Annotated in this window: 21 protein-coding genes; 4 read left to right on the forward strand and 17 right to left on the reverse strand. The window is 62.0% G+C overall.

Annotated elements, in window-relative coordinates; translation table 11 throughout:
• Positions 1 to 23 precede the first annotated feature (23 nt).
• The 8 genes from AC13F2_RS07280 to rpe all read right to left on the reverse strand — a co-directional run bounded on the left by AC13F2_RS07280 (position 24) and on the right by rpe (position 7,873).
• A complete protein-coding gene (locus AC13F2_RS07280) occupies positions 24 to 254 on the reverse strand; it encodes a hypothetical protein (RefSeq protein WP_482964773.1) in 231 nt (76 codons plus the stop codon).
• A gap of 80 nt (positions 255 to 334) precedes the next feature.
• The gene (dxs, locus tag AC13F2_RS07285; protein WP_482964774.1) at positions 335 to 2,257 is read right to left on the reverse strand and encodes a 1-deoxy-D-xylulose-5-phosphate synthase; all 1,923 of its coding nucleotides are present in this window, start codon (positions 2,255 to 2,257) and stop codon (positions 335 to 337) included.
• A gap of 79 nt (positions 2,258 to 2,336) precedes the next feature.
• Positions 2,337 to 2,804 (reverse strand): Fur family transcriptional regulator, encoded by a 468-nt coding sequence (locus tag AC13F2_RS07290; RefSeq protein ID WP_103023910.1) that lies wholly within the window; start codon positions 2,802 to 2,804, stop codon positions 2,337 to 2,339.
• 37 nt (positions 2,805 to 2,841) lie between these two features.
• Positions 2,842 to 3,519 (reverse strand): peptide-methionine (S)-S-oxide reductase MsrA, encoded by a 678-nt coding sequence (gene msrA / locus AC13F2_RS07295; protein ID WP_482964775.1) that lies wholly within the window; start codon positions 3,517 to 3,519, stop codon positions 2,842 to 2,844.
• Positions 3,519 to 3,650 carry a hypothetical protein gene (locus AC13F2_RS07300; RefSeq protein ID WP_255407940.1) on the reverse strand — a complete coding sequence of 44 codons (132 nt, stop codon included), beginning with the start codon at positions 3,648 to 3,650 and terminating at the stop codon, positions 3,519 to 3,521. The genes msrA and AC13F2_RS07300 overlap by 1 nt, the downstream gene beginning before the upstream one ends.
• A gap of 108 nt (positions 3,651 to 3,758) precedes the next feature.
• On the reverse strand, positions 3,759 to 5,345 hold the full coding sequence (purH, locus tag AC13F2_RS07305) for a bifunctional phosphoribosylaminoimidazolecarboxamide formyltransferase/IMP cyclohydrolase (protein WP_482964776.1): 1,587 nt from the start codon (positions 5,343 to 5,345) through the stop codon (positions 3,759 to 3,761).
• Between the two features lie 6 nt (positions 5,346 to 5,351).
• Positions 5,352 to 7,214, reverse strand: a complete 1,863-nt coding sequence (locus AC13F2_RS07310; RefSeq protein WP_482964777.1) for a heparinase II/III family protein — start codon at positions 7,212 to 7,214, stop codon at positions 5,352 to 5,354.
• The gene (rpe, locus tag AC13F2_RS07315) at positions 7,211 to 7,873 is read right to left on the reverse strand and encodes a ribulose-phosphate 3-epimerase (RefSeq protein WP_103023906.1); all 663 of its coding nucleotides are present in this window, start codon (positions 7,871 to 7,873) and stop codon (positions 7,211 to 7,213) included. Before rpe ends, AC13F2_RS07310 begins: the two co-directional genes overlap by 4 nt.
• Before the next feature lie 279 nt (positions 7,874 to 8,152).
• Between rpe and AC13F2_RS07320 the strand changes: the two genes are divergently transcribed.
• The gene (locus AC13F2_RS07320) at positions 8,153 to 8,650 is read left to right on the forward strand and encodes a DUF2141 domain-containing protein (protein ID WP_103023905.1); all 498 of its coding nucleotides are present in this window, start codon (positions 8,153 to 8,155) and stop codon (positions 8,648 to 8,650) included.
• On the opposite strand, the gene AC13F2_RS07325 is transcribed toward AC13F2_RS07320, so the two are convergent.
• Positions 8,647 to 9,537, reverse strand: a complete 891-nt coding sequence (locus tag AC13F2_RS07325; protein ID WP_482964778.1) for a hypothetical protein — start codon at positions 9,535 to 9,537, stop codon at positions 8,647 to 8,649. The two genes, AC13F2_RS07320 and AC13F2_RS07325, sit on opposite strands and share 4 nt — an antisense overlap.
• The gene (locus AC13F2_RS07330; RefSeq protein WP_482964779.1) at positions 9,534 to 10,520 is read right to left on the reverse strand and encodes a diacylglycerol/lipid kinase family protein; all 987 of its coding nucleotides are present in this window, start codon (positions 10,518 to 10,520) and stop codon (positions 9,534 to 9,536) included. Before AC13F2_RS07330 ends, AC13F2_RS07325 begins: the two co-directional genes overlap by 4 nt.
• Positions 10,521 to 10,761: 241 nt before the next feature.
• Here AC13F2_RS07330 and AC13F2_RS07335 point away from each other — a divergent pair, with 241 nt between their 5' ends.
• Positions 10,762 to 11,985 carry a molybdopterin molybdotransferase MoeA gene (locus AC13F2_RS07335; protein WP_482964780.1) on the forward strand — a complete coding sequence of 408 codons (1,224 nt, stop codon included), beginning with the start codon at positions 10,762 to 10,764 and terminating at the stop codon, positions 11,983 to 11,985.
• A gap of 32 nt (positions 11,986 to 12,017) precedes the next feature.
• Here the strand turns inward: AC13F2_RS07335 and fdhD are convergent, their stop codons facing one another.
• On the reverse strand, positions 12,018 to 13,373 hold the full coding sequence (gene fdhD / locus AC13F2_RS07340; RefSeq protein ID WP_482964781.1) for a formate dehydrogenase accessory sulfurtransferase FdhD: 1,356 nt from the start codon (positions 13,371 to 13,373) through the stop codon (positions 12,018 to 12,020).
• 203 nt (positions 13,374 to 13,576) lie between these two features.
• Here fdhD and AC13F2_RS07345 point away from each other — a divergent pair, with 203 nt between their 5' ends.
• Together AC13F2_RS07345 and AC13F2_RS07350 are read left to right on the forward strand one after the other, a co-directional pair.
• A complete protein-coding gene (locus AC13F2_RS07345) occupies positions 13,577 to 15,880 on the forward strand; it encodes an FdhF/YdeP family oxidoreductase (protein ID WP_482964782.1) in 2,304 nt (767 codons plus the stop codon).
• 41 nt (positions 15,881 to 15,921) lie between these two features.
• The gene (locus tag AC13F2_RS07350; RefSeq protein ID WP_482964783.1) at positions 15,922 to 16,605 is read left to right on the forward strand and encodes a DUF4396 domain-containing protein; all 684 of its coding nucleotides are present in this window, start codon (positions 15,922 to 15,924) and stop codon (positions 16,603 to 16,605) included.
• 55 nt (positions 16,606 to 16,660) lie between these two features.
• Here AC13F2_RS07350 and AC13F2_RS07355 read toward each other — a convergent pair whose 3' ends face one another.
• The 6 genes from AC13F2_RS07355 to AC13F2_RS07380 all read right to left on the reverse strand — a co-directional run bounded on the left by AC13F2_RS07355 (position 16,661) and on the right by AC13F2_RS07380 (position 23,004).
• Positions 16,661 to 17,032, reverse strand: a complete 372-nt coding sequence (locus AC13F2_RS07355) for a cytochrome o ubiquinol oxidase subunit IV (protein WP_482964784.1) — start codon at positions 17,030 to 17,032, stop codon at positions 16,661 to 16,663.
• A complete protein-coding gene (locus AC13F2_RS07360; protein WP_482964785.1) occupies positions 17,029 to 17,655 on the reverse strand; it encodes a cytochrome c oxidase subunit 3 in 627 nt (208 codons plus the stop codon). Before AC13F2_RS07360 ends, AC13F2_RS07355 begins: the two co-directional genes overlap by 4 nt.
• Positions 17,652 to 19,757, reverse strand: a complete 2,106-nt coding sequence (locus AC13F2_RS07365; protein ID WP_482964786.1) for a cbb3-type cytochrome c oxidase subunit I — start codon at positions 19,755 to 19,757, stop codon at positions 17,652 to 17,654. The genes AC13F2_RS07360 and AC13F2_RS07365 overlap by 4 nt, the downstream gene beginning before the upstream one ends.
• On the reverse strand, positions 19,754 to 20,644 hold the full coding sequence (locus AC13F2_RS07370) for a cytochrome ubiquinol oxidase subunit II family protein (protein WP_482964787.1): 891 nt from the start codon (positions 20,642 to 20,644) through the stop codon (positions 19,754 to 19,756). Before AC13F2_RS07370 ends, AC13F2_RS07365 begins: the two co-directional genes overlap by 4 nt.
• 175 nt (positions 20,645 to 20,819) lie before the next feature.
• Positions 20,820 to 21,221, reverse strand: a complete 402-nt coding sequence (locus AC13F2_RS07375) for a hypothetical protein (protein ID WP_482600894.1) — start codon at positions 21,219 to 21,221, stop codon at positions 20,820 to 20,822.
• 67 nt (positions 21,222 to 21,288) lie between these two features.
• Entirely contained in the window at positions 21,289 to 23,004 is a 1,716-nt protein-coding gene (locus AC13F2_RS07380) for a thiamine pyrophosphate-dependent enzyme (protein WP_482964788.1), read from the reverse strand.
• Positions 23,005 to 23,030: the final 26 nt, after the last annotated feature.

Below are 23,030 nucleotides of genomic sequence, written 5' to 3' on the forward strand. Positions count from 1 at the left end.
GAGGACAGCGCGGTCCAAGCCGATCAGTCCCCGCGGGTGTACACACCCCGGAGGATCGAGCGCCATGAGCGTTTATTGACCAGCCTTTGATACATGAGGCCGCAGGCGAGCAGCGCAATCAATCCGGCGAAGACCGTAATGAGCGCGCCCGACACTGTTGCGATCGCAACGACCGTCATCAGCGGTATCATGACCATGAACCACCTGTGCCACGCCTTCCGGATCGTGTGCTGCCGATTTCCCTCGTCGGACATCTCGCCCCCCCTTTCCCAGGAAGAGGTACCAAAGGCGACGGCGGCACCGCAACCCAGGAGCAGACAGGGGTCGGTGCGACTTACGCGCGGGCTTCTTCCACGCCGGCGCTGTTGTGACGTAGCGCGCTGAGCACCGTATCGACGATGTGCGGCGCGTTGAGGCCTGCCTCGTCATACTGCTTGTCGGGATCGTCCTGATCCTGGAAGATGTCTGGCAGACGCATGGTGCGCACCTTGAGCCCCGCGTCGGTCAGACCTTCGTCGCTGGCAAAGGTCAGCACATGCGCGCCGAGGCCGCCGATGGCGCCTTCCTCTACCGTCACCACAACCTCGTGGCTGCGCATCAGCTTCTCGATCAGCGCGGTATCGAGCGGTTTGGCAAAGCGCATGTCGGCCACCGTGGTCGACAGGCCCTTGGCCTCGAGTTGATCGGCGGCCTTCTTGGCTTCTTCCAGCCGGGCACCGAGCGAGAGGATGGCGACCTTGGTGCCTTCACGCACCACACGGCCCTTGCCGATTTCGAGCGTTTCCAGCTGATCCGGAATTGCCACGCCCGTACCGCTACCGCGCGGGTAACGGAAGGCGATCGGGCCATCGTCATACTCGGCCGCCGTGTAGGTCATGTGCGCCAGCTCCGCCTCGTCGGCAGCAGCCATGACCACGAAATTGGGCAGCGTGGCGAGATAGGTAATGTCGAAGCTTCCCGCGTGGGTGCAGCCATCGGCGCCGACCAGCCCGGCGCGGTCAATGGCGAAGCGTACGGGCAGGTTCTGGATGGCCACGTCATGCACGACCTGATCGTAGGCACGCTGCAGGAAGGTGGAATAGATAGCTGCGAAAGGCCGCATTCCCTCGGCTGCGAGACCAGCCGCGAAGGTCACGCCATGCTGTTCCGCGATGCCGACATCGAAGGCCTTGTCCGGATGCGCCTTGGCGAATTTGTCGACGCCCGTTCCGCTGGGCATGGCGGCGGTGATGGCACAGATGCGCGGATCGTCGTTCGCCAGCTTGGCCAGCGTTTCGCCGAAGACGTTCTGATAGGCGGGCGGGCCGCCCGTCGATTTCTTCTGTTTGCCGGTGACGACATCGAATTTGGCGACGCCGTGGTACTTGTCGGCGCTGTTTTCGGCGGGGGCATAGCCCTTGCCCTTCGTGGTCACGACATGGATCAGGACCGGGCCCTGTTCGCTGTCCCGCACGTTTTCCAGCACCGGGATGAGATGATCGAGATTGTGCCCGTCGATCGGGCCGACGTAGTAGAACCCGAGCTCTTCGAACATCGTCCCGCCGGTCACCATGCCTCGGGCGTATTCTTCCGCCTTCTCGAGACCGCCCCACACCCTTCGGCCCATCTTGCGCGCGATGCGCGACGCCATCGAGCGCAGACCGAGATATTCGCTGCTGGATACCATGCGCGCGAGGTATGCGGACAGCCCGCCAACCGGCGGAGCGATCGACATGTCGTTGTCGTTGAGGATCACGACCAGCCGGTTGCCGGCCTGTTCGGCATTGTTCATCGCTTCATAGGCCATGCCGGCGCTCATCGCGCCGTCACCGATCACGGCGATGCCGCGCCCCGGGCGGTTCTGCATCTTGTTGGCCATGGCAAAGCCCAGCGCAGCCGAGATCGAGGTCGAACTATGCGCAGCACCGAATGGATCGTATTCGCTTTCCGCGCGCTTGGTGAAGCCGCTCAGCCCGCCGCCCTGTCGCAGGGTGCGGATACGGTCGCGGCGCCCGGTCAGGATCTTGTGCGGATAGCACTGGTGCCCGACGTCCCACACCAGCTTGTCTTCCGGCGTATTGAAAACATAGTGGATCGCCGTGGTCAGTTCGACCACACCCAGACCCGAACCCAGATGGCCACCGGTCTGGCCGACCGCGTCGATCATTTCGGCACGCAATTCGTCGGAGAGTTGCCGCAACTGGTCCTTGCCGAGCTTGCGGAGATCGTCTGGGGTATTGACCGTATCGAGCAACGGCGTCTTCGGGCGACTTGTCATAACATGTCGCTCTACACCCACATAACGCGGCTGTCGACAAACGGCTGGTCGCTAGCGACGACCAGCACGCCGCCGCATGTCAGCCGGCGCAATCGTCGCACAGACCGCGCAACTCGACCACTGGGCGCACATCGGTAAACCCTGCATCCTTGCCCGCATCGCGCAGGGCGCCGGTCACCCGGTCGTCGTCGATATGCGTGGCTTTTCCGCAATCGTCGCAGATCAGGAAGATGCAATCGTGCCTGCAGCCGGGATGGGTGTTCACGAGATAGGCGTTGGCGCTTTCGATCCGGTTGGCCAGATTGGTCCGTACGAACAGGTCGAGGATGCGGTAGACGCTGTTGGGCGCCACCCGCTTTCCGCGCGAGCGCGATAGATTATCGGCAATGTCGTAAGCGCTGGCCGGCTTGTCGTGCTGCGCCAGTTCTTCGAAGACGGACTGGCGCATGCCGGTCCATTGTTCCCCGCTGCCTGTCAGCGTCGTGCGGGCGGCGTCGATCAGAGCGTCGCCTTCGTGTTCCTTGTGGGAATGTACATGTCCAGCCATGCGCCAAAAGGTAGGGCGCGGCGCGCCCCGGCGCAAGCTAGTCGCGCTGGAAGCTCGCGGAGTAGACCCCGGGATACATGGCTTTCAATGCCTTCACCTTGGGTGCATCCCAGCGCACGATATACCCGTTGCGCGGATTTCGAACCATGAAGTCCTGATGATAGGTTTCTGCCGGGTAGAAAGCCTGCGCGCGCTCGATCTTGGTAACGATCGGTTTCGACCACAGGCCCGCGCCTTTCAACTGCGCGATATAGGCTTTGGCGACGGCATTCTGTTCGGCCGACATCGGCACGATCGCGCTGCGATACTGGGCACCGGTATCCGGACCCTGGCGATTGAGCTGCGTCGGGTCGGCAACGACCGAGAAGAAGATCCGCAGCAACTGATCGTAACGGATCACCTTGGGATCGTAGGTGATCTTCACCGCTTCGGCGTGATCGGTAATGCCGCTGGACACCAGATCGTAACTGGCCTGGCGTTCCGTACCGCCATGATAGCCCGAGACGGCACTTTTCACGCCCTTCACATGGCTGAACACTGCCTCCACGCCCCAGAAGCAGCCACCTGCGAAGATCGCGGTCTTCAACCCGCTTTCGTTGGCAACACGCTCCGCCTGCGGCGCATTGACCGTCGCTTCGGCGGCAATGGCCGGCTGCTGGCAGGCGGAAGCCGCCAGCGCCAGCGCAAGACCGGCGAATGTCGCCCGCATACGCATCAAAGTATCGCTGCGATAAGTTGCGGCACGGCGGAGAGGATTTCTCCGCTGTTCACAAGCAGGATGGCAACGGCGCCGGCACCGAAGCCGATGCCGAAATTGCGATAGAGGTCGGGAGTAAAGAGGCTCATGGGGGGTTCTTTCGTCAACGTGTCCCACATGGTTACACACGCTGCCATTGCAACGCGCTTAATGCGTCCGTCGTCGTATATTCAGCTTCGTTTATCGAACCGGCCGGCTCAGTGCCGGAAGTGGCGCATCCCGGTAAAGACCATGGCGAGGCCATGTTCGTCGGCTGCGGCAACCACCTCGTCGTCACGGATGGAACCACCTGGCTGGATGATCGCGGTGGCCCCCGCCTCGGCGGCGGCCAGCAGACCGTCTGCGAAAGGGAAGAACGCATCCGACGCCACCGCGCTACCGACCGTGCGTGACTTGTCCCAGCCGTATTTCTCTGCCGCTTCCGCAGCCTTCATGGCTGCGATTCGGCTGGAATCGCGGCGGTTCATCTGGCCTGCGCCGATACCGGCGGTGGCGCCGTCCTTGGCATAGACGATCGCGTTGGATTTCACGTGACGGGCCACGGTCCAGGCGAACAGGCAGTCCTTTAGTTCCTGCTGCGTCGGCTGCCGCTCTGTCACGACTTTAAGATCGGCCTCGCTGATCGCGCCATTGTCCCGCGTCTGCACCAGGAGGCCGCCGGTGATCGGCTTGACCAGCAGACCGCCGCGCCGCGGATCGGGCAGATCGCCCGTGACGAGAAGGCGCAGATTCTTTTTCCTGGCAAAGGCAGCCCGCGCTTCTTCGCTTACCGATGGCGCGATCACGACTTCGGTGAAGATTTCGCAGATCGCTTCGGCGGTCGGCCCATCCAGTTCGGTATTGACCGCAACGATCCCGCCGAAGGCCGAAACGCTGTCGCAGGCGAGCGCTTCGTTCCATGCCTCGAGGAGGCTGGACGCCTGCGCCACGCCGCAGGGGTTGGCGTGCTTGACGATGATCACGGCAGGCTCGCCGCCGGCGAATTCGGCGCAAAGCTCCAGCGCGGCATCGGCATCGTTGTAATTGTTGTAGCTGAGTTCCTTGCCCTGCAGCTGCTCCGCCTGCGCGATACCGTGGCCATGCGGACCGGCGGGCGTATAGAGCGCTGCTTTCTGATGCGGGTTTTCGCCATACCGCAGTTCCACCGGCGCGCGGCCGTTGACGGCCAGGAAGTCGGGGAAGAGCTGCTGCTGATCGGCAAAGGCGAACCACTGGCTGATCATCGAATCATAAGCGGCAGTCGCGGCAAAGGCCTTGGCCGCGCATTTGCGGCGGAAATCCAGCGACGTCGCCCCGGACGCCTCGAGTTCGCCCACAAGCGTATCGTAATCGGCGGGATCGGTGACGATCGTGACGAACTGGTGGTTCTTGGCGGCGCTGCGCACCATGGACGGTCCGCCGATATCGATATTCTCGATGATTTCGTCCCGCTCCGCGCCCTTTGCGACAGTGGCTTCGAAAGGATAGAGATTGACCACGACGAGATCGATCGCACCGATTTCGTGCTCTTCCATGGCTGCGGCATGCTCGGCATTGTCGCGTACCGCCAGCAATCCGCCATGGACCATCGGGTGCAGCGTTTTCACGCGCCCATCCATCATCTCGGGAAAACCGGTCAGATCGGAAACGTCCCGCACCTCGAGACCCGCATCGCGCAGGGCCCTGGCGGTACCGCCGGTCGAAACCAGTTCCACATTTTTCGCCGCGAGCGCCTTGCCCAGATCCACCAAGCCGGTCTTGTCGGACACCGAAAGCAGTGCCCGCTTGATCGCCACGTCGGTCATGAATTTCTATCCCATGCGTTTGAGCAGCCAGGGGAAGCGACCCCCGCTGCGCGATGTCAGTCCTTCGACGACAAGCTGCTTCGTGGCCCGCGGGCGGCCTTGCCCGTCGACCCAGAGGCTGTCCTCGATCGCGATTTGCGCCTCGCCGCTATCGCCTCCGAGCCGGAATTGCCAGTAGCTTCCGTCGGGCAGGGCAAGCCCTGCGCCGCGCATGTCGTCCGACAGCCCGGCATCGATCCCGTGACCCAGATGGAACCGGATCGCAAAGGCGATCTTGCCGCGCTTGCCCTGGCGGCCCGATGGTTCAAGAACGTCTTCACCCGACAGGCCGGAACCGTCCGCGCCCAACAGCAGCGTACGCCGGTGGATCAGGCCGTATCGCGCAGCATAGCCATTGTGCGAAGCCTCGAGCCGCACGGCATCGCGCCCCTTCTGCTTCACCACGTTACGGGCGATATCCACTTCCTCTACGCCCTTGCCGATCTGCCCCTTGATCAGCACGGCGGTGGAATTGGCATCGTCGAGCACCAGCGTCGAATGGGCGGCCGTCCCGCGCAGGCCCTGCTCGATCCGCACCGGCACCTGCCCTCCGGCAAGTTCGGATCCGCCGCAATTGACGATGATGCGCTGTTCGCCGTGCGAAAATTCAAATGCCAGGGTGGAAGCGCAGCCGTGGCGTGCATGTCGCGCCCGCGGCGGCGGCGCGGCGTCGAACACCAGCACGGCCCTGCCCGCATCGGCGCGCTGATAGCCCCAGTACCGGCTGTCCTTGATCGGGCGCGTGCGCACGCCGCTGGCCCGGATCAATGCATCCACCTGCTGGCCTGAAGTTGCACCTGCGCCCTGCCAGCTACCCAGTGCGCGATCGCTCATCCGCAGCGTCAGCAAGGGGGGCACCAGCAGGCCAAGCATCGTTTCGAGTGCCGGCGGTGCGTCGCGGTCGACAGCTTCGTAACAGGCCCGCAGGTCAACCAGCAGCGCGATCGCTTCCATTTGCGCCAGTGGGCTGCGCGACAGCACACCGCCATCTTCGCTCACCAGTTCCCCCAGCGCGCGCAGCAGGCCCGCTTCGCCAAACAGGCGGCGCGGGCGGCCATCGGGCAGCAGCAACCCGGCGGCAACGATGGCGCACCAGCTTGTGACCTGCCCCAGTCGATCCTCCGCCCGGGCCACTTCACGGTCGAGGAAGCGCGCGGTCGCTTCCATCGATTCGAGCGCGCGCGAACGCAGACGGGCATCGCCCGACAGGATCAGCGGCGCCCCGACCAGCCATGCCATCAGCCTCAGACCGGCATGCTCGACCGTCCATGCCGGGCCTTTGGCGGGCACCGGATTGGCTTTCAGCCAGCGGGCGAGCAGGTCCTGCCCGATCGCGGCGCAATCTTCCCGCGGAGCGCAGGCGCCAAGGTCGCGCAACCAGGTAAATCCCTGCACCGCGCGCTGGACGGGCGGGGTAAGCTGGGCGTTGCTGGAGAAATCGACCTTGCCGACCGGAACCTTCAGCCCATGAACCAGGAATTGTCCGGCCCTCAGCGCCACACCCGCCGCGCGGTCGCCCTGAAGCGGGCTGACGACCGTTGCCAGCAGGCGCGGTGCTGCAGGCTTGCGCAGCGGTGCGGCCAGAACGGAACCGGGCACGCCCAGGCGATAGGCCCAGCGCACCATGCCATCGACCGGGCCGGTGCGGGGCGGCTGGAAGTCTGCCAGAACAAGGGTCCGCGCGGATTCGAGCGGGACCGTCTCGGGCCGTTCGGGCACCGTCTTTTCCACCAGGGGTTCGTCCATATCGGATAGGGGCAATGCAGGGGCATCGCCATTGTCCAGTGCGCGCCGATCCTCGCGCAGGAGAGTGCGCGCGCTGTCTGTCATGATTGTCCCTTCAGTGCCGCGATATTGGCAGCGTAACGGTCCGGCCCGCCCTTGAAGGTGGCCGAACCTGCAACAAGAACATCGGCCCCGGCGTCGACGCAGAGCCGCGCCGTTTCGGCATTGACTCCGCCGTCCACCTCGAGGTGGATCGCGCGGCCGGTCCGGTCGATCATCTTCCTGATCGCTTCGACCTTCTTGAGCTGCGAATGGATGAAGCTCTGCCCGCCGAACCCGGGATTGACGCTCATCACCAGTACGAGGTCGACCTCGTCGATCAGGTAGTCGAGCATCTTGGCCGGTGTGCCCGGATTGAGCACGACGCCGGGCCTGGCCCCGGCGGCGCGAATTGCCTGCAGCGTGCGATGGATATGCGGGCCCGCTTCGGGATGGACGGTAATGAAATCGGCCCCCGCTTCTGCGAAGGCATCGATATACGGATCGATCGGCGAAATCATCAGATGGACGTCGAAGGGCTTGTCCGTATGCGGACGCAGCGCCTTCACGACAGCCGGGCCGATGGTGATGTTGGGCACGAAATGCCCGTCCATCACATCGACGTGAATCCAGTCTGCACCCGCCTTGTCGATGGCGCGCACTTCCTCGCCCAGCGCGGCAAAATCGGCGGAAAGGATCGAAGGGGAAATCAACGGGGTGGTCATGCGGGCGCTTTTGCCTTGGTCGCGTGTGAGCCTTGGCTCGCCCTACGCGCGCGAAACGAGCGTTAACAAGCGAGGGTGATGGCCTTTTCCACACCGCTCGCGCGCAATGCGCAATCCCGCTTCTGCCGAAACGGGGCAGCATGAACGCTGCTTGCGCCGAAAATTCAGCCGCAATTCAGCGCAATCTGTTAGAACGCGCGATATATCGGGGGGTCGAGGATCCCTCATGCCCGGTAGCCAAAGCGCCGGCTCGCACACAGTTGAAGACGGATCTTTTATATGAATCGCAACCTCATCGCCACCACCGGCATTGCTGCGCTCGCCCTGACGGCACTGGCTGCACCGGCACCGGCCGACGCGCAATATCGCCAGACGATCAGCCATGATCCAGCGAAATGCGCCAGCGGCAAGGGGCCCGCGGTGCGCGTCACGATTACCGACATCAAGGAAAACGGCGGCATCATTCGCGTGCAGAGCTATCGCGGGACGAAGGAAGACTGGCTCGAAAAGGGCAAGTGGATCTACCGCATGGAAGCGCCCGCAAAAGCCGGAACGATGACCTTCTGCATGCCGGTTCCCAAGCCCGGCGTTTACGGGATCGCCGTACGCCACGACGTGAACGGCAATGGCAGCACCGACATCTTCAAGGATGGCGGGGCCATGTCGAACAACCCGAGCATCAACATCTTCAATCTCGGCAAGCCGAGCTACAAGAAGACGGCCTTCAACGTCGGCTCTGGCGTCGAATCGATCTCGATCCGCATGCGCTACCGTTAGGCGCGGCGCTTGCGCCACAGCTCGACCAGCGCCCCGGGCGCGGCGAGCAGGGGATGCCGGGCCCTGAACGGCGTCACCTCCAGCGCAATGCCGGTATGCCGCTGGAGCTTCCAGGCGGCATAATCGGCTGCGCCGTCGAAGGTCGTCGTAGCCTTGGCAAGGCGCAACAGGTTGAGCGGCTTGCCCAGCCGGGCGCGTCTGCTCCACCACTTCAAGACACGGCGGCGTTCGGCACTGTTCGGCAGGGGCTCGAACAGTCCGTTCATACGTTTGAATCGCATGCCTCCCGCATTCCATGCGATCGGCAGAAGCCCGTCGAAATGCTCCGCGTTCACCTCCAGTATGGAATTTTCGCGCCCCGGCTTCTCTACCCGGAACTCGGCCTTGTACGTCGCGCGAAACAGGGCACGCCAGTAATCGTCCGCCGTTCCGCGCGCCGGACCAACCACGGCGGCAAGCCGGCCTGCGGTAACCGCCGCAGCGCATAACGCCTGCGTAACCTCGGCTCGCGCCTCCTCGTTTGCCTGCCAGACGAGCGCCGAGGGCTGCACGAACCGCGCCCAGATCGTGGTGTCGTGCGAGAGGCCCTTGGCGGCATTTGCGAATTGCCTGAGCGACATCGTCGCGATCTTGGCCCGTAAACGCTCGCCCGCATGATCCCACTCGCGATAGCTCACGCGCGGCCAGATCCGCTCCCGCTGGGGACCGGGCAGCAGGATGTAGAAATCGAGTACGCCCTCGAGCGATCCGGTTCTCAGGTTGGAGCCGTAGAAAAGGACCGCGAGCGCCCCGGCCTCTTCGCCGAGGCGCTTCGCATAGGCGGCAACCTCATCGCGTACCGATCGATCGAACGATGCGCCGATCCGCTGCGCAAGATCGCCGTTCACACGCTGACGAAGGTAAGTTCGGGCCCCTGTTCGATCCGGTAGCGGCCGGGAGGGAAGGCCTCGCCATCGAGAATGACCCGCTCGCCGACGTCCAGCGCCAGACCCTCGGCATCGAGCTGGTGAAGCCCGGCGTCCGCCAGCCAGCCGGGCCGCCAGCCCATCAGGATCGCAGGCATGCTGGCGAGCAGGCGCCGTCTGGAATGATCGAGCAAAGCCAGCTTGAGACCGGGACGGGGCTTTCCGAAGAGATGGATCCCCATCGGCATGTGAGTCAGCGTAGACGCCAGAAAAACGCTGCGACGGTTGATGTCACCATGTCCGGAATGAGGCACCGGTTTGCCAGAAGGCAGATAATGGAGTCGCATTTCGGTGCCGCGGCGCCATTTGTTGCGATCGGTACCGAACAGGGCCTGAAGAATGCCCCAGACGCTCGCCGCGCCGACGGCAAGGCTGTTGAAGAAACCGAGCGAATGCGCATCCTGCCCGGCATCGACACCGTGGGTGAAGGCACCGGCCCCGATGATAAAGCCAAGCATGGCCGGACCGTCATCGCCCTCGCGGCTGATCGCAAGCGGACGCCGCACTATCCGGCGCCCGGACGAATAGGCTGCTATCGCCCCTTCCAGGCTCCAGTCGACCGGAGCACCCAGATCCACATTCAACGCATTGGTCTTGCCTTTGGGCAGGACGGCGATGGCCGGCCAGCGATCGCCGAAAACCGTCTGCCCCATGGTCAGCACGTCGCGGACAGTTCCGTCGCCGCCGCTTATCACGAGGAAATCGATACCATCGCGCGCGAAGTCGGCCAGCGCATGAGCGATATCTTCGCGCGCACGCGGCTGGACGACGGTGATATTGCCCGATGCGGTGCAGGCAAGGTCCTGGCCTTTGTTGCGATGGCTGCGCGGATTGTAGATGACGCCGATACGCGGCGTGGAAACACGATAAGCGCCGGACCTTCCATGCGGCCTGGGGGCCGACATCGCGGTCTGCCGCAGGGGCAGGCTGTCAAAATTGTAGATTAGCCGGTCCATGAGCCTTGTACCTAAATCGCGCCCTTCGGCGCTACCTAGGGTATTTTCCGAAAATTGTAATGGTCTAGTGGTAATCCGGGCAGTCATGGACGGGCCGGTTGCCCCGCCAGAATCATCTGGCCAAGCCCGCTGGCCAGTCTTAGGCTCGGCTGCAGATGAACCGTCAAGCCAGCAATTCCACGCGAGAGCAGTGCGCCCGCGCCACCCCGACGATCGCGTCGTCCTACCGATGATCAGCTACGACGAGGCCTTGACCCGCCTGATCGGCGCAGTGCAATCATTGCCTGGTGAAACGATTGGCCTGGACGCGGCCGAAGGACGGACACTCGCGAAACAGGTCGTTGCGGCTATCGACGCCCCGCGAGCCGATGTGTCGGCCATGGATGGTTATGCCGTTCGCATGACCGAGGCACGGGCGGGTGACTGGCTGAACCTCGTCGGAGAAGCGGCAGCCGGTGCGCCTTTCGGGGGGGACATGTCCTCGGGCGAAGCCGTGCGTATATTTACCGGAGCCTATGTGCCCACAGGTGCCGACTGCGTCGTGATGCAGGAATATGCCGAGTGGAATGGAGATCGGGTCCGGTTTCGCGAGGGGTTCGGACCGGCGCGCCACATCCGAAAACGCGCCGGCGATTTTGCGAAGGGCTCGACCCTGCTGGAGGTCGGCCAGCGATTGACGCCCCGCGCGATGGTTGCCTTGGCCGGAGCCGACATCGCCGGGATCGAAGTCACCCGCCGGCCCAAGGTGGCCGTCATTGCAACCGGAGACGAGCTGGAACAGCCCGGCTTGGCACATCTTTCGCCCCACGGCCTGCCCGAATCCGGCAGTTACGGAGTGGCCGCGCTCGCAATGTCCTGCGGCGCGACGCTCGCGGAGCGGATGCGAGGCCGTGACGATCTTGATGTCTTGTCCGGGCTGGCGCGGCGGGCCCTCGACATCGCCGATTGCGTGGTCGTCATAGGCGGCGCCTCTGTGGGCGATCACGATCTTGCACGGCCCATGTTTGCAGAGACCGGGCTGCACGAACATTTCGCCAGGATTGCAATCAAGCCGGGCAAGCCTGTCTGGTTTGGCATGTGCGGCGATAAGCCCGTCCTCGGCCTTCCGGGCAATCCGACCTCGGCGATGGTGACGGCGCGGTTGTTCCTTGTCCCGCTGCTAGCCGCGATGCAGGGGGGTAACGGAGCAGACGAAGTGCGTTTTATGCCGCAAATCCTTGCCGCGGATCTGCCGCCGAACGGTTCTCGCGAAGCCTTCGTGCGTGCACGGGCCACGGAAGGGGGCCTTCTGCCCGCGGACAATCAGGAAAGCGGAGCGCAGGCACCGCTGGCGTCGAGCGACTGGCTGATCCGCCGCCCAGCCAATGACGAACCATGCTCTTCAGGGGATGTCGTGCGCGCGATCAGATTCTGACGGTCAACCACCCTGCTTTTTGGCTGACGGGATCAAAGCAGGCGGTGAGGGTCGTTGACGACCAGCGCACTGTCATTGCGGGCCAGCGCCAGCAGGGTCAGTCGCCCCTCGCGCGCGCGCGCAATCGCGAGGCTGGAAGGGGCGCTTATCGTGACCAGCATCGGGATGCCGGCACGCACGGTCTTCTCGACCAGTTCCTGGCTGCACCGCGCCGATAGAAGAACGAAACCCTCTTCATGGTTCAGCCCTTTGCGACCCAGCCCGCCGATCAGTTTGTCGAGCGCATTGTGCCGACCGACATCTTCGCGCAGCAGCAAGATCTGGCCATCGAAAGAGCAGAAGGCTGCTGCATGCGCGGCGCCCGTCGCTTCCCCCAGCCGCTGATGGGAACGCATGGAGGATAGCGCCTTGTGGATCGCTGCGGGGTCGACCACCGGCTTTGCCTGGACCGGCTCGATCGGAGCAAGCGCGGCAGCGACGGAATCGATCCCGCATATGCCACAGCTGCTTTCGGACACCCGCGTCCGCGCCCTTTCCATGATGCGTGGGAGGCTGGACGCCGGAAGGTTGGCGCGAGCGACCCAGCCTCCGCCCGTTTCGTGCAAGTCGATCGCGTCAATCTCGCCGCGACGCGCCAATCCTTCGGCCGTCGCGAAACCTGCCACAAAATCTTCCAGATCGGTCGGGGTTGCCATCATTACGGCAAAGCCGATGCCGTTGAATTCTATCGCTATCGGGGTTTCCACCGGTACAATGCGCGCCGCATCCTCCACGCTCTGCGTCTCGAAATCGAGCTTTCGCAGCGCGTGAACCTCGGCTGCAAGTCCAAGTGCGGTTCCCTTTTCCAGCGCGGCCAACATTGGCGGCGTGTTGATGTTTACCGGAGGCTGGCCGCGATAGTCGACATAGCGTGCACCGCAGGCCTCGATCCACGAAAAGACCGAGCGCTTGCCGGAACGCAGATGATCGTCCAGCGCTCCGGCAAGATCACTCGGCCAAAGGCCGAACAGCCAGTGATCGCGCAGCACTGCGGGGCCTTGGCCAGAAAGAAGATCAAGCAAGTCGTCAGGAATGGGATGCGCATCGATGGGCGCGCTCAACACGGCGTCGAAGCCGTTGTCACGCGCATGAATCAGCGCAGCGCAAAGCCCGCCAAGCGGTCCCAGACCGGGCTCGGGCCGGTCGGTAAGCATCTCGATATCGCGGGAATTAGCCGTTTCACTTCCCCCACAGATCACTATCTCTGCGCTAGCGGCAGCGAGGGCAGAAATCGTGTGATCGAGCAGGCTGCGTCCTTGCCAGAACGCAGCTCGCTTGTCCGAGCCGAACCGCTGGCTGTGTCCTCCCGCCAGAGCGGCTCCGAGAATGCGGCGCTGCTGATATATCACGAACGGTGTTCCTTAAGAGTAGGTGCAGCAAACTTCCCCAGCGCTCACACATCAGCGCCCGGTTGCCAACTTGCGTTGGCAAAGTCATTGTTTGCAAGTGATGGATGTCCGGGAGAAATTTCCCTCTCACCGCGTTTATCATGAACCCGGAAGCCTCGCCCGTCCGACCCTAGTGCAGGCGAAGCGCGGGGAAGGAGAACCAGATGGCCGACGATACCGCAAAATCCAACGACGATCTTCCTCATTCGCCCGGCCCTGCCGGCGGCTGGGGCTCGATGAAAGGTATCGCGAGCATCTATGGCGAAACCTGGGCGTCACCCGGCGCGCTCGACGGATTGAGGCGGTTGAACAAGCCCAAGGGTGTGATGTGCGTATCGTGCGCCTGGCCCAAACCGGCCAATTATTCGGCGTTCGAGTTCTGCGAGAACGGCGCGAAGGCGACCTTGTGGGAGCTGACCAAGGATCGCTGCACGCCCGACTTCTTTTCTGCCGACGGCCATACAGTGACCGAATTGCGCGAATGGTCGGATCACGAGCTGGAGAAATCCGGCCGCCTGACCCACCCGATGAAATACGATGCCGCGTCGGACCGGTATGCCCCGATCGACTGGGACGATGCCTTTGCCCAGATCGGCGCGACACTACGCGACCTGCCGCGTGACGACGTGGTGTTTTACGCTTCCGGCCATGCGGGGCTGGAGGCTTCCTATCTCTACGCCCTGTTGGCGCGTGCGTACGGCAACAACAATTTGCCGCAAAGTTCGAACATGTGCCACGAGACGACTTCGGTCGGGCTCACCAAGGTGATCGGGTCTCCGGTCGGCACCGTTACCTTCGACGATCTGGCCGAAACCGACTGCTATTTCTATTTCGGCCAGAATCCAGGCACCAACAGCCCGCGCTTCCTCCACAATCTGAAGGATCTGAAGGATCGCGGCGGGAAGATCGTCACGTTCAACCCGGTGATCGAGCAGGGGCTCGTTTCCTTCGTCGACCCGCAGAACCCTCTGGCCATGATGACGGGCAAGGAAACCATCATCTCGGACCAGTACCACCAGCTCAAGTCCGGTGGAGACGTGGCGGCGATCCTTGGTCTGTGCAAGGTCGTGGTCGAGGCCGACGATGAGGCACAGGCCGCGGAAACGCATGAAGTCATCGACCATGACTTCATCAAGCAGCACACGACCGGCTTCGACGAATTCATCGCCTGCTGCCGCAACACGAAGTGGGCGGATATCGAACAGGCGAGCGGTCTCACCGAGGCGGCTCTGCGCGATGCGGCTCAGGTATATATCGACTCCGAAAAGACGATCGGCGTCTATGGCATGGGGTTCACCCAGCACACGCATGGCGCGCTCAACATAGCGATGATGGTCAATCTGCTTCTGCTGAAGGGCAATATCGGGCGGCCCGGTACGGGGTGTTGCCCGGTGCGGGGTCATTCCAATGTGCAAGGCCAGCGCACCGTCGGAATTGCCGAAAAGGCGCATCTGGTCCCGCTCGACAGGCTGAAGGAACTGTTCGATTTCAATCCGCCGCGCAAGGACGGGATGCATATCGTCGACGCCGTGCAGGGCCTGATCGAAGGCCGTGTGCGGGGGTTCGTTTCGCTCGGGGGTAATCTCGTTCGCGCCGTTCCCGATCAGAAGCGCATGGAAGAAGGCTGGTCCAGTCAGGACATTACCGTGATGGTATCGACCAAGCTTAACCGCAGCCATCTCTATCCGGGCAAGTCCGCCTATATCCTGCCCTGCCTCGGCCGATCCGAGATGGACGAGCAGGCGACCGGGAACCAGGCTGTCACCAGCGAAGACAGTTTTTCGATGATCAACGGATCGATCGGGCACCGTCCGCCCGCCTCGCCACATCTGAAAAGCGAGCTGGAAATCGTTGCCGGCATCGCCAAGGCCACATTGGATTCAAACCCCAAGCTGAAATGGGACGAGTGGACGGCCGATTATTCGCTGGTGCGCGACCTGATCGAAGCGACCTACCCCGACGACTTTCACGACTTCAACAAGCGGATGTTCCAGCCGGGCGGCTTCTGGCGCGGGAATCCAGCCGCCGAGCGGATCTGGAAGACCGACAGCGGCAAGGCGGTCATCACTACGCCGCCACAACTCGATTCTCTCGGTTTCAAAGACAAGCCGGGCCGTTACCGGCTGCTCACGATGCGCTCGAACGACCAATTCAATACCACAATCTACGGCTATTCCGACCGTTTCCGTGGCATCGAAGGCACGCGTGATGTCGTCTTGATGAACCCCGATGATATCGCCGCAGCAGGTCTTTCCGACGGGGATAGCGTTCGCCTTGTCACCGATTACGACGGCGATGACATCGAGAGGCATTTGGGCGGGCTGAAGCTCGTCGCCTACAAGCTGCCACGCGGTACGATCGCGGGCTATTACCCCGAATGCAACGTGCTGGTTCCGATCACGCATCATGACCAGATTTCGAAGACGCCGGCCTCGAAGTCGATCCCGGTACGTATTGAGGCGGCTTGACGTAAAGGAGGATACGTCTCGATCAGTAAGAGGATGAGCGCTTGATCCCCCCATGGGCGGAGGCGATTGCCAGCAGCCTCTTGCTGCTGGGTGTGACTTGCGCGATCTACATGGTCTGGGAAATGGTGCGTCATCCGCCGCAGATGGCCGTGATGCGCTATGTCTGGCCCTTATGTGCGCTTTTTTCCGGCCCTTTACTGATCTGGTTTTATCGACACTATGCCGGGCCGCACGCAGACGATGCGCCCTTTGCCGCGAAAGTCGCCAAAGGCACGCTGCATTGCGGCGCCGGATGTGCACTTGCCGACCTGATTTGCGAAAACCTTGCGCACTACGTCCCGGGCGTGCTGGCTTATTTCGGGCTAGGCACAATATTCTCTACGGAAATCTTCGCGGTCTGGACGATGGACTATGGCTTCGCCTTGCTGACGGGCATCGTGTTTCAGTATTTTGCAATCGCCCCGATGCGCGACCTGTCGGTTGGCGAGGGCGTAATGGCGGCTGCAAAAGCCGATGTGCTGTCGCTCACAAGCTGGCAGGTCGGGATGTACGGCTTGATGGGCCTTGCCCACTTCATCCTGTTTCCCGCATTTGTCGGTGACAAAGTCGATGCTGGAAATCCGGTCTTCTGGGCCGCCATGCAGATGGCCATGCTGGCCGGGTTTGCCTCAGCCTATTTCCCGAACTGGTTCTTGATCCGGTCCGGACTGAAAGAGGAAATGTGACTGCGCCGGTGGTGCTGGGCGATGAGCCACTGTGTCCTTCAAGTGCCTGATGCGGTCAACGCGGCTGCGCTTCATGTATCGCCGCACCCGTGTCGTGCATTCGGCCGCTGAGGTCCGACATGATGTACCAGGTTCCGCCAGCCATGATGACCAGCAGGGTGGCCGAAAACAGCACCAGAAGCAGGTCTTCTCTCGATTGCCCGCCGGAGAAGCTGAGGTGGAGAAAATTCCGCATGTGTACGACGATCTGCAAGATAGCCGCCGCACAAATAAAGGCGATCTTCCATCGCACAGGCAGATCCGACATTGCGGCAGCAAACGCCCCTACCGTCAGGAACAAGCTGGCCGTGAAGCCGATGGCATAGCTTCTGATTTCGCTACCCGCACTGTCCTGCGGGTCGAGCTCTCCGGTGTTGGGCTTGGTCATGCGAGCGGCACCAGGAATACGAGGGAAAAGATTCCGACCCAGATGAGGTCGAGGAAGTGCCAGAACACGCCGAGCATCGACAGGCGCACCTTCACCACGTCGTCGAGACCGCGTATCGCAATCTGCGCGATCATCGCGAATATCCACAAGACGCCCGACAGGACATGGACGCCGTGCAAGCCCACCAGCGTCCAGTAGGAACTGAGCCAGCCGCTGACCTGCGGCGTGCCGCCCTTCCCGGCCTGCGTGATGAAATCCTTCACCTCGAAGAACAGAAAGCCAGCGCCGAGCGCAGCGCACAGCAATAACCATGCAGCCACTTTGCCGCGGCCCTGGTCGTATTTCACAGCAAGCGAGACGCCCCCGTAAGCGGCACCGCCGACGAGGAGGAAAGCCGTCTGGATCGCGACGCTCTTGATATCGAACAGGTCCTGCGGGCCGGGTCCCCCGGCCATTCCGATGGGATCGAGGTAGGATGCATAGGAGGCGAACAGGATACCGAAGATGATGAGGTCGCTCATCAGGAATACCCAGAAACCGAACACCGTGGTTTCGGCCTGGTCGTGCGCTTCCCCGTGCCCATCGCCCAGATTCAGCCCGGGATAGAGGTTGGTTTCGCTCATCCGGCAAACTCCGAAAGATCGGGGACCCCGCGGTTGCGTTCGGTTTCCTCATCGGCGCGGGTTGCGGGTGCGAAGCTGGCCACTTGCTGGCGGAACCGCCGGTCCGCTTCCTCGACCTGTGCTGCCTTGACGATCCTGGGCTCGATCACCCGCATTGCGCGCAAAGCTACGATGGCGGGGATCGCCAGAAAGCTCAGTACTGCCAGCCACCAGATGTGCCACACCATCGCAAAACCGAGGCCGAAGGAGGCGCCTGCTATCAGCAGGCCGTGCGCCGTATTGGCGGGCATCTCGATATCGCGATATTTCTCCGGCGCCCTCCAGGGATCCCCAGCGCGCTTGCATTCGCCCCAGTCGTCGCGCGCGGCGACATGCGGGATGCGCGGGAATGTCCACTCCGGCACTGGCGCGGGGGTCGACCATTCGAGTGTCGAGCCGTTCCACGGATCACCCCCCGGAACGGCCAGAGCGGAGCGGTTGCGATAGCTGGTCCAGAAAGTCCAGGCGAGGCTGCCCAGAGCACAAAGCATAAGAACGCCACCGAAGGCGGCAATATACATCCACGGCATGAAGTCCGGGTTCTGGAAGGTCGGCGAGCGGCGCGGCATGCCCATCAGGCCCAATACGTAGAGCGGCATAAAGGTGAAGACGAAACCACCGACGAACAGGAAGGCGGTGCGCCGCCCCCAGGTCTCGCTGAGCCGAAAGCCGAAAGCCTTGGGAAACCAGTAATGGATGCCTGCCAGCATGCCGTAGAGCACGCCGGGAATGATGACATTGTGGAAGTGCGCGACGAGGAATGTCGAGTTGTGAACCTGATAGTCGATCGACGGGTTGGCAAGGATGATGCCCGACAGCCCGCCGATGACGAACAGCAGGAAGAAGCCGGTCAGATACACGATCGGCGCCGTCACCCGGATACGCCCGCGCCACATCGTCGCCATCCAGTCATATATCTTCACACCTGTCGGAATGCCGATGATCATTGTCGCGATGCCGAAGGCGATGTTGACGCCCGCGCTCTGCCCCATGGTGAAGAAGTGGTGGAGCCAGACTGTGAAGCTGATCACCGCTATACTCATGCTGGCAATTACCAGCGAGGTGTAACCGTAAAGCCGCTTGCCCGAATAGGTCGAGCTGATTTCCGAGAAGACACCGAAGGCAGGAAGGATCAGGACGTAGACTTCCGGGTGGCCGAACATCCAGAAGATGTTGGCGTAATTCATCATGTTGCCACCGGCATCATTGGTGAAGAAGTGGAAGTCGGCATAGCGATCAAGCGCCAGCATCGCACTCGACACGGTGAGTGCGGGCATCGCATAGATCAGCATGATCGCGACGCACAGGCTGGTCCAGCAGAACAGCGGCATGCGCATGAAATGCATGCCCGGCGCGCGGCTCTTGAAGATGGTTACGGCGAAATTCATGCCGGTCAGTGTCGATCCCATGCCCGAGATCAGGATCGCCCATAGCCAGTAGTCGACGCCCTCACCGGGGCTAAAATCGATGCCGGTATAGGGCGGATACATCGTCCAGCCGCCCGTGCCGAACTTGCCGACCAGCAGCGAGATCATGACCAGTGCCGCCCCGGTAGCGGTCAGCCCGAGGCTCACCTGATTGAGAACGGGAAAGGCCATGTCGCGCGCGCCCAGCTGCTGCGGCATCACGAAATTGATGAGGCCGATCAGCAGTGGCATGGCGACGAAGAAAATCATGATCGTGCCGTGCGTGCTGAAGAGTTGCGCAAAATGGTCGGGAGCGACGAGGCCGCCTTCCTGTTCGGTCAAAGTGCCGAGCGCCGTTGTCTGGTGCGCGCGCATCACAAAGCCTTCAATGATGCCACGTGCCATCATGATCAGCGCAAGTGCGATATACATGATGCCGATCTTTTTGGCATCGGCCGACGTCAGCCAATTGCGGTAAAGCGGGCCCCACCAGCGCATCCAGGTCAGCAGCAGCACTCCGGCGAGCGCGCCCAGCACCAGCACGCTGGCAGCACCCGCACCCACGATTGTGCTGCTGTTCACATCTCGCAAAAGATCGGTGTAGGGCGTTACGCTCCAGTCGAGATTGCCGAAGATCGGGCTTGTTTGCTGGCTCACTTGTCCGCCCCCGCCGTGTCGGCTTGCGGCAAGCCGGTGCCCCCCCAACGTCCGTCGGAAGACGCTCCGCCGGGACCGTGATATTTGGCAATAATCTGCTGGAACGCATCCTCCTGTCCCAGCGTCATCATGATCGGCTCCGCACTCTTTTCGAGCCCCAGATCCGTTCGCGCGTCGGCCAGAACGGACTGTCGGCGCAGGGTTGCGTAGCTGCGTTCGTCGAGTGTCGGCCCCCTTGCCCCTTCGGCAACCCATACCGCATAATCCGATGGGGCAAGTGCGCGGACAGTGAATTTCTGACGACCGAAGCCGCTGCCGTTGAACTGGGTGTTTTCGCCCTCTGCCGCGCCTGCCCGAGTGGCGGAAAAATTCAGCTTCGTCGTCATCCCGGGCATGGCGTAGATCTGTCCGGCAAGCGGAGCGATCAGAAAGCTTTGCATGACCGTGTCTGTCGTCAGCGTAATTTCTACCGGCCGCCCGACGGGAACCGCCAGTTCACCGACTGTCGCAACCCCTTCTTCGGGATAGATAAAGAGCCATTTCCAGTCGAGCCCGACGGCTTGAACTTGCAACGGCTCTGGGCCGAGGGTTTTATAGGGATCGAGCTTTGCGGTGGAATACCACAGCCAACTAGCGAGGACGATAACGACCAGAACAGGCACACCCCACAGGGCATATTCCAGCTTCTTCGAAAACTCCCACTCAGGTGTGTAGTCGCCGCGTGGCTTTGTGTAACGATAGCGCCAGAGGATGAGGGGCACGCCGACCAGCACCGGAAGGATCACGATCATCGTAATCCCCACCACACGCAACAGGTGCGAAAACTGCTCCTCGGCGACGGGGCCCATGGGCTGGAGAAAGCTCTGCTGCAGGGTGCTGGAGGCCATGGCCGACGTTGCCCCCAAACACGCGAACAGGCCAATCGCCCCTAGCTTAATCCAGAACTTGGATCCCGTCCCCACTCATCGCCCCCGGAAAGCCACCTTGTATTCAGCAGCCGGGAGGTCTGATCCAGGCTGACTATCGATGCGTCACGTCCCCGCTAGCATCCGATGCTCGTACTCAGCTCGCTGTAGAAAGCCTGTTCTGTATAGAGCTTGCCGCGTCCTGCACGCCGCCCATGTCGTCGCTTTCAAGAGCGGAACGAGCCGACTGAACATCTTCGGTCAGCCCTGCACGCATATCCTCAGGGAATTCGACGATGTTGTCGTTGATCAGGCGATCAAGGTCTTCCAGGGCAACAGCTGCCTGGGCCCTGTCCAGATTGTCGGACGCAAGGCGTTGGGCAAGCGTTAGCGCTTCGGATTGCGCTTCCGACGAAGTTGCCGACCTATCTTCGAAACCCGGTTGGTCCAGCGTCGACGCTTCGGTCTGCTCTTCCTGCTGCGCCTGTGGGCTGCCACAAGCCGAGAGGGCAAAAACCAGCGGCAGGGCAAGTATCGAGTATTTCACGTTGCGGATCATTGTCTTTCCCGTCCTGTACGAGGCATGCTCGCGTTAATTGTCGCCGCCAAGTTAGCGGCTGGGGCGTTCATCGCAAGAAATTGTTCCTGAGCAGATCGACCACTTCCCGCGCCCTGCCGTCAAGCACAGCCTTGACCCCGAACAGGGCCGTTCCGGCGACCTGCGAGGCTTCGATCTTTGGCGGCATGACCAGTTCCATCTGGTTGACCTTCACATCCAGCAGGGCTGGCCCATCGTGGCGCAGCCATGCGTCCATCGCTGGCGCTAGGGCGTCCGCATTCTCGACGTGCCATCCAGCAAATCCGCAGGCTTCGGCCAATTTGGCGAAGTCGGGATTGTGTAGGCCGGTAAAATGATCGACCAATCCTTCGACGCGCTGCTCCATTTCGACGAAGCCGAAGGAATTGTTGTGAAACACCAGAAGCTTCAGGGCGACGTCTTCCTGCACTAGGGTTAGCAGATCGCCCATCAGCATGGTCAAGCTGCCGTCACCGCACATCGCGATGACCTGACGGTCAGGATAGGCGAGCTTGGCGCCCATCGCCTGCGGCATGCCACTTGCCATCGTGCCGTGGAGCAGCGTGTTGAGAAAGCGTCTCTTGCCGTTGGCCCTCACATGCCGCAGCATCCAGACCATCGACGTGCCTGCATCCGAAACGATGATTGCATCGTTTGCCGCCTTATCGTCGAGCATGTTGGCCACGAATTGCGGATGGATCAGAGAAGGATCGCTTTCCTCGCCTTCCTTTTCGTAGCCTTGCAGGTCTTCGTGCCACTGTGCGAGCTGCGCTTCCAGGTGGCTCGCATCAGATTTTTCCGCGACCAGCGGCACTAGGTTCGCCATCGTTGTCTTCGCGTCTCCGACAAGGCCGAGATGGATGGCGGATCTTCGCCCAAGATGCGTAGGATCGATATCGATCTGGGCGATCTTTTTGGCGCCTGGATAGTACTGAGTATAGGCAAAGTCGCAGCCGAGCGTGATCACAAGATCCGCATCTTCCAACGCTTCCACGCCCGCCTTGTTACCGAGAATGCCGTTTACGCCGACATTGTACGGGTTGTCGGGTTCGAGGAATTCTTTCGCCCGCGTCGTGTGCACCATGGGCGCTTTCACCTTTTTACAGAAGGCGATGATTTCCTTGCGTGCATCGCGCGCGCCGATCCCGGCATAGACGGATACCTTGGCCGCGCCATCCACCAGCGCAGCCAGTTCGGCCATTTCGGAATCATTCGGGCGGCAAACGGGATGCGGGCGGTGGACCTGCCAATCCATTGCATCATCATCGGTTTCGGTAAACATGTCGCCATTGACGATGACGACAGCCACACCCTTTTTCGTGAGCGCAGCCTGCGCCGCCTTGGTAACGATGCGGCGCGCCTGCGAAGGATGAGAGATATATTCGCAAAAATGCGAATGCTGCTCGTAAATCTTCTTCTGGTCGACTTCCTGCGGGAAGTTAAAGCCGCTTTCGGTGCGCGCAACGTCCGACGCGATCAGCACGACCGGCGCCCCGTTGCGATGGCTTTCATAAATGCCGTTGACAAAATGTAGCGAGCCAGGACCGCATGTGCCGGCGCAAACCGACAGCTCTCCTGTCATGTAGGATTCCCCGCCAGCGGCAAAAGCGCCGGCTTCCTCATGACGGACACCGATCCAGCGTAGGTCGCTCTTGGCCACCGCGGTGGTGAAATGATTGATCGTATCGCCAGGAATGCCGTAAACCCGCTTCGCACCTGCTTTCTCCAGAGCGTCCACCACGATTTGCGCCACATTTTTCGACATGTTCATTCCCTCGGAAGATTGGCTGT

It is taken from the genome of Qipengyuania sp. L-5Y (assembly GCF_056859455.1).

Excerpts from the sequence above, each read along its gene's own strand:
- purH (WP_482964776.1), bottom strand. The coding sequence starts at position 5,345 with ATGACCGACGTGGCGATCAAGCGGGCACTGCTTTCGGTGTCCGACAAG.
- AC13F2_RS07280 (WP_482964773.1), bottom strand. The coding sequence starts at position 254 with ATGTCCGACGAGGGAAATCGGCAGCACACGATCCGGAAGGCGTGGCAC.
- AC13F2_RS07330 (WP_482964779.1), bottom strand. The coding sequence starts at position 10,520 with ATGTCGGCCCCCAGGCCGCATGGAAGGTCCGGCGCTTATCGTGTTTCC.
- AC13F2_RS07355 (WP_482964784.1), bottom strand. The coding sequence starts at position 17,032 with ATGACCAAGCCCAACACCGGAGAGCTCGACCCGCAGGACAGTGCGGGT.
- dxs (WP_482964774.1), bottom strand. The coding sequence starts at position 2,257 with ATGACAAGTCGCCCGAAGACGCCGTTGCTCGATACGGTCAATACCCCA.
- AC13F2_RS07290 (WP_103023910.1), bottom strand. The coding sequence starts at position 2,804 with ATGGCTGGACATGTACATTCCCACAAGGAACACGAAGGCGACGCTCTG.
- AC13F2_RS07310 (WP_482964777.1), bottom strand. The coding sequence starts at position 7,214 with ATGACAGACAGCGCGCGCACTCTCCTGCGCGAGGATCGGCGCGCACTG.
- AC13F2_RS07375 (WP_482600894.1), bottom strand. The coding sequence starts at position 21,221 with ATGATCCGCAACGTGAAATACTCGATACTTGCCCTGCCGCTGGTTTTT.
- AC13F2_RS07370 (WP_482964787.1), bottom strand. The coding sequence starts at position 20,644 with ATGGCCTCCAGCACCCTGCAGCAGAGCTTTCTCCAGCCCATGGGCCCC.
- AC13F2_RS07320 (WP_103023905.1), top strand. The coding sequence starts at position 8,153 with ATGAATCGCAACCTCATCGCCACCACCGGCATTGCTGCGCTCGCCCTG.
- rpe (WP_103023906.1), bottom strand. The coding sequence starts at position 7,873 with ATGACCACCCCGTTGATTTCCCCTTCGATCCTTTCCGCCGATTTTGCC.
- AC13F2_RS07345 (WP_482964782.1), top strand. The coding sequence starts at position 13,577 with ATGGCCGACGATACCGCAAAATCCAACGACGATCTTCCTCATTCGCCC.
- AC13F2_RS07380 (WP_482964788.1), bottom strand. The coding sequence starts at position 23,004 with ATGTCGAAAAATGTGGCGCAAATCGTGGTGGACGCTCTGGAGAAAGCA.
- msrA (WP_482964775.1), bottom strand. The coding sequence starts at position 3,519 with ATGCGTATGCGGGCGACATTCGCCGGTCTTGCGCTGGCGCTGGCGGCT.
- AC13F2_RS07300 (WP_255407940.1), bottom strand. The coding sequence starts at position 3,650 with ATGAGCCTCTTTACTCCCGACCTCTATCGCAATTTCGGCATCGGCTTC.
- AC13F2_RS07360 (WP_482964785.1), bottom strand. The coding sequence starts at position 17,655 with ATGAGCGAAACCAACCTCTATCCCGGGCTGAATCTGGGCGATGGGCAC.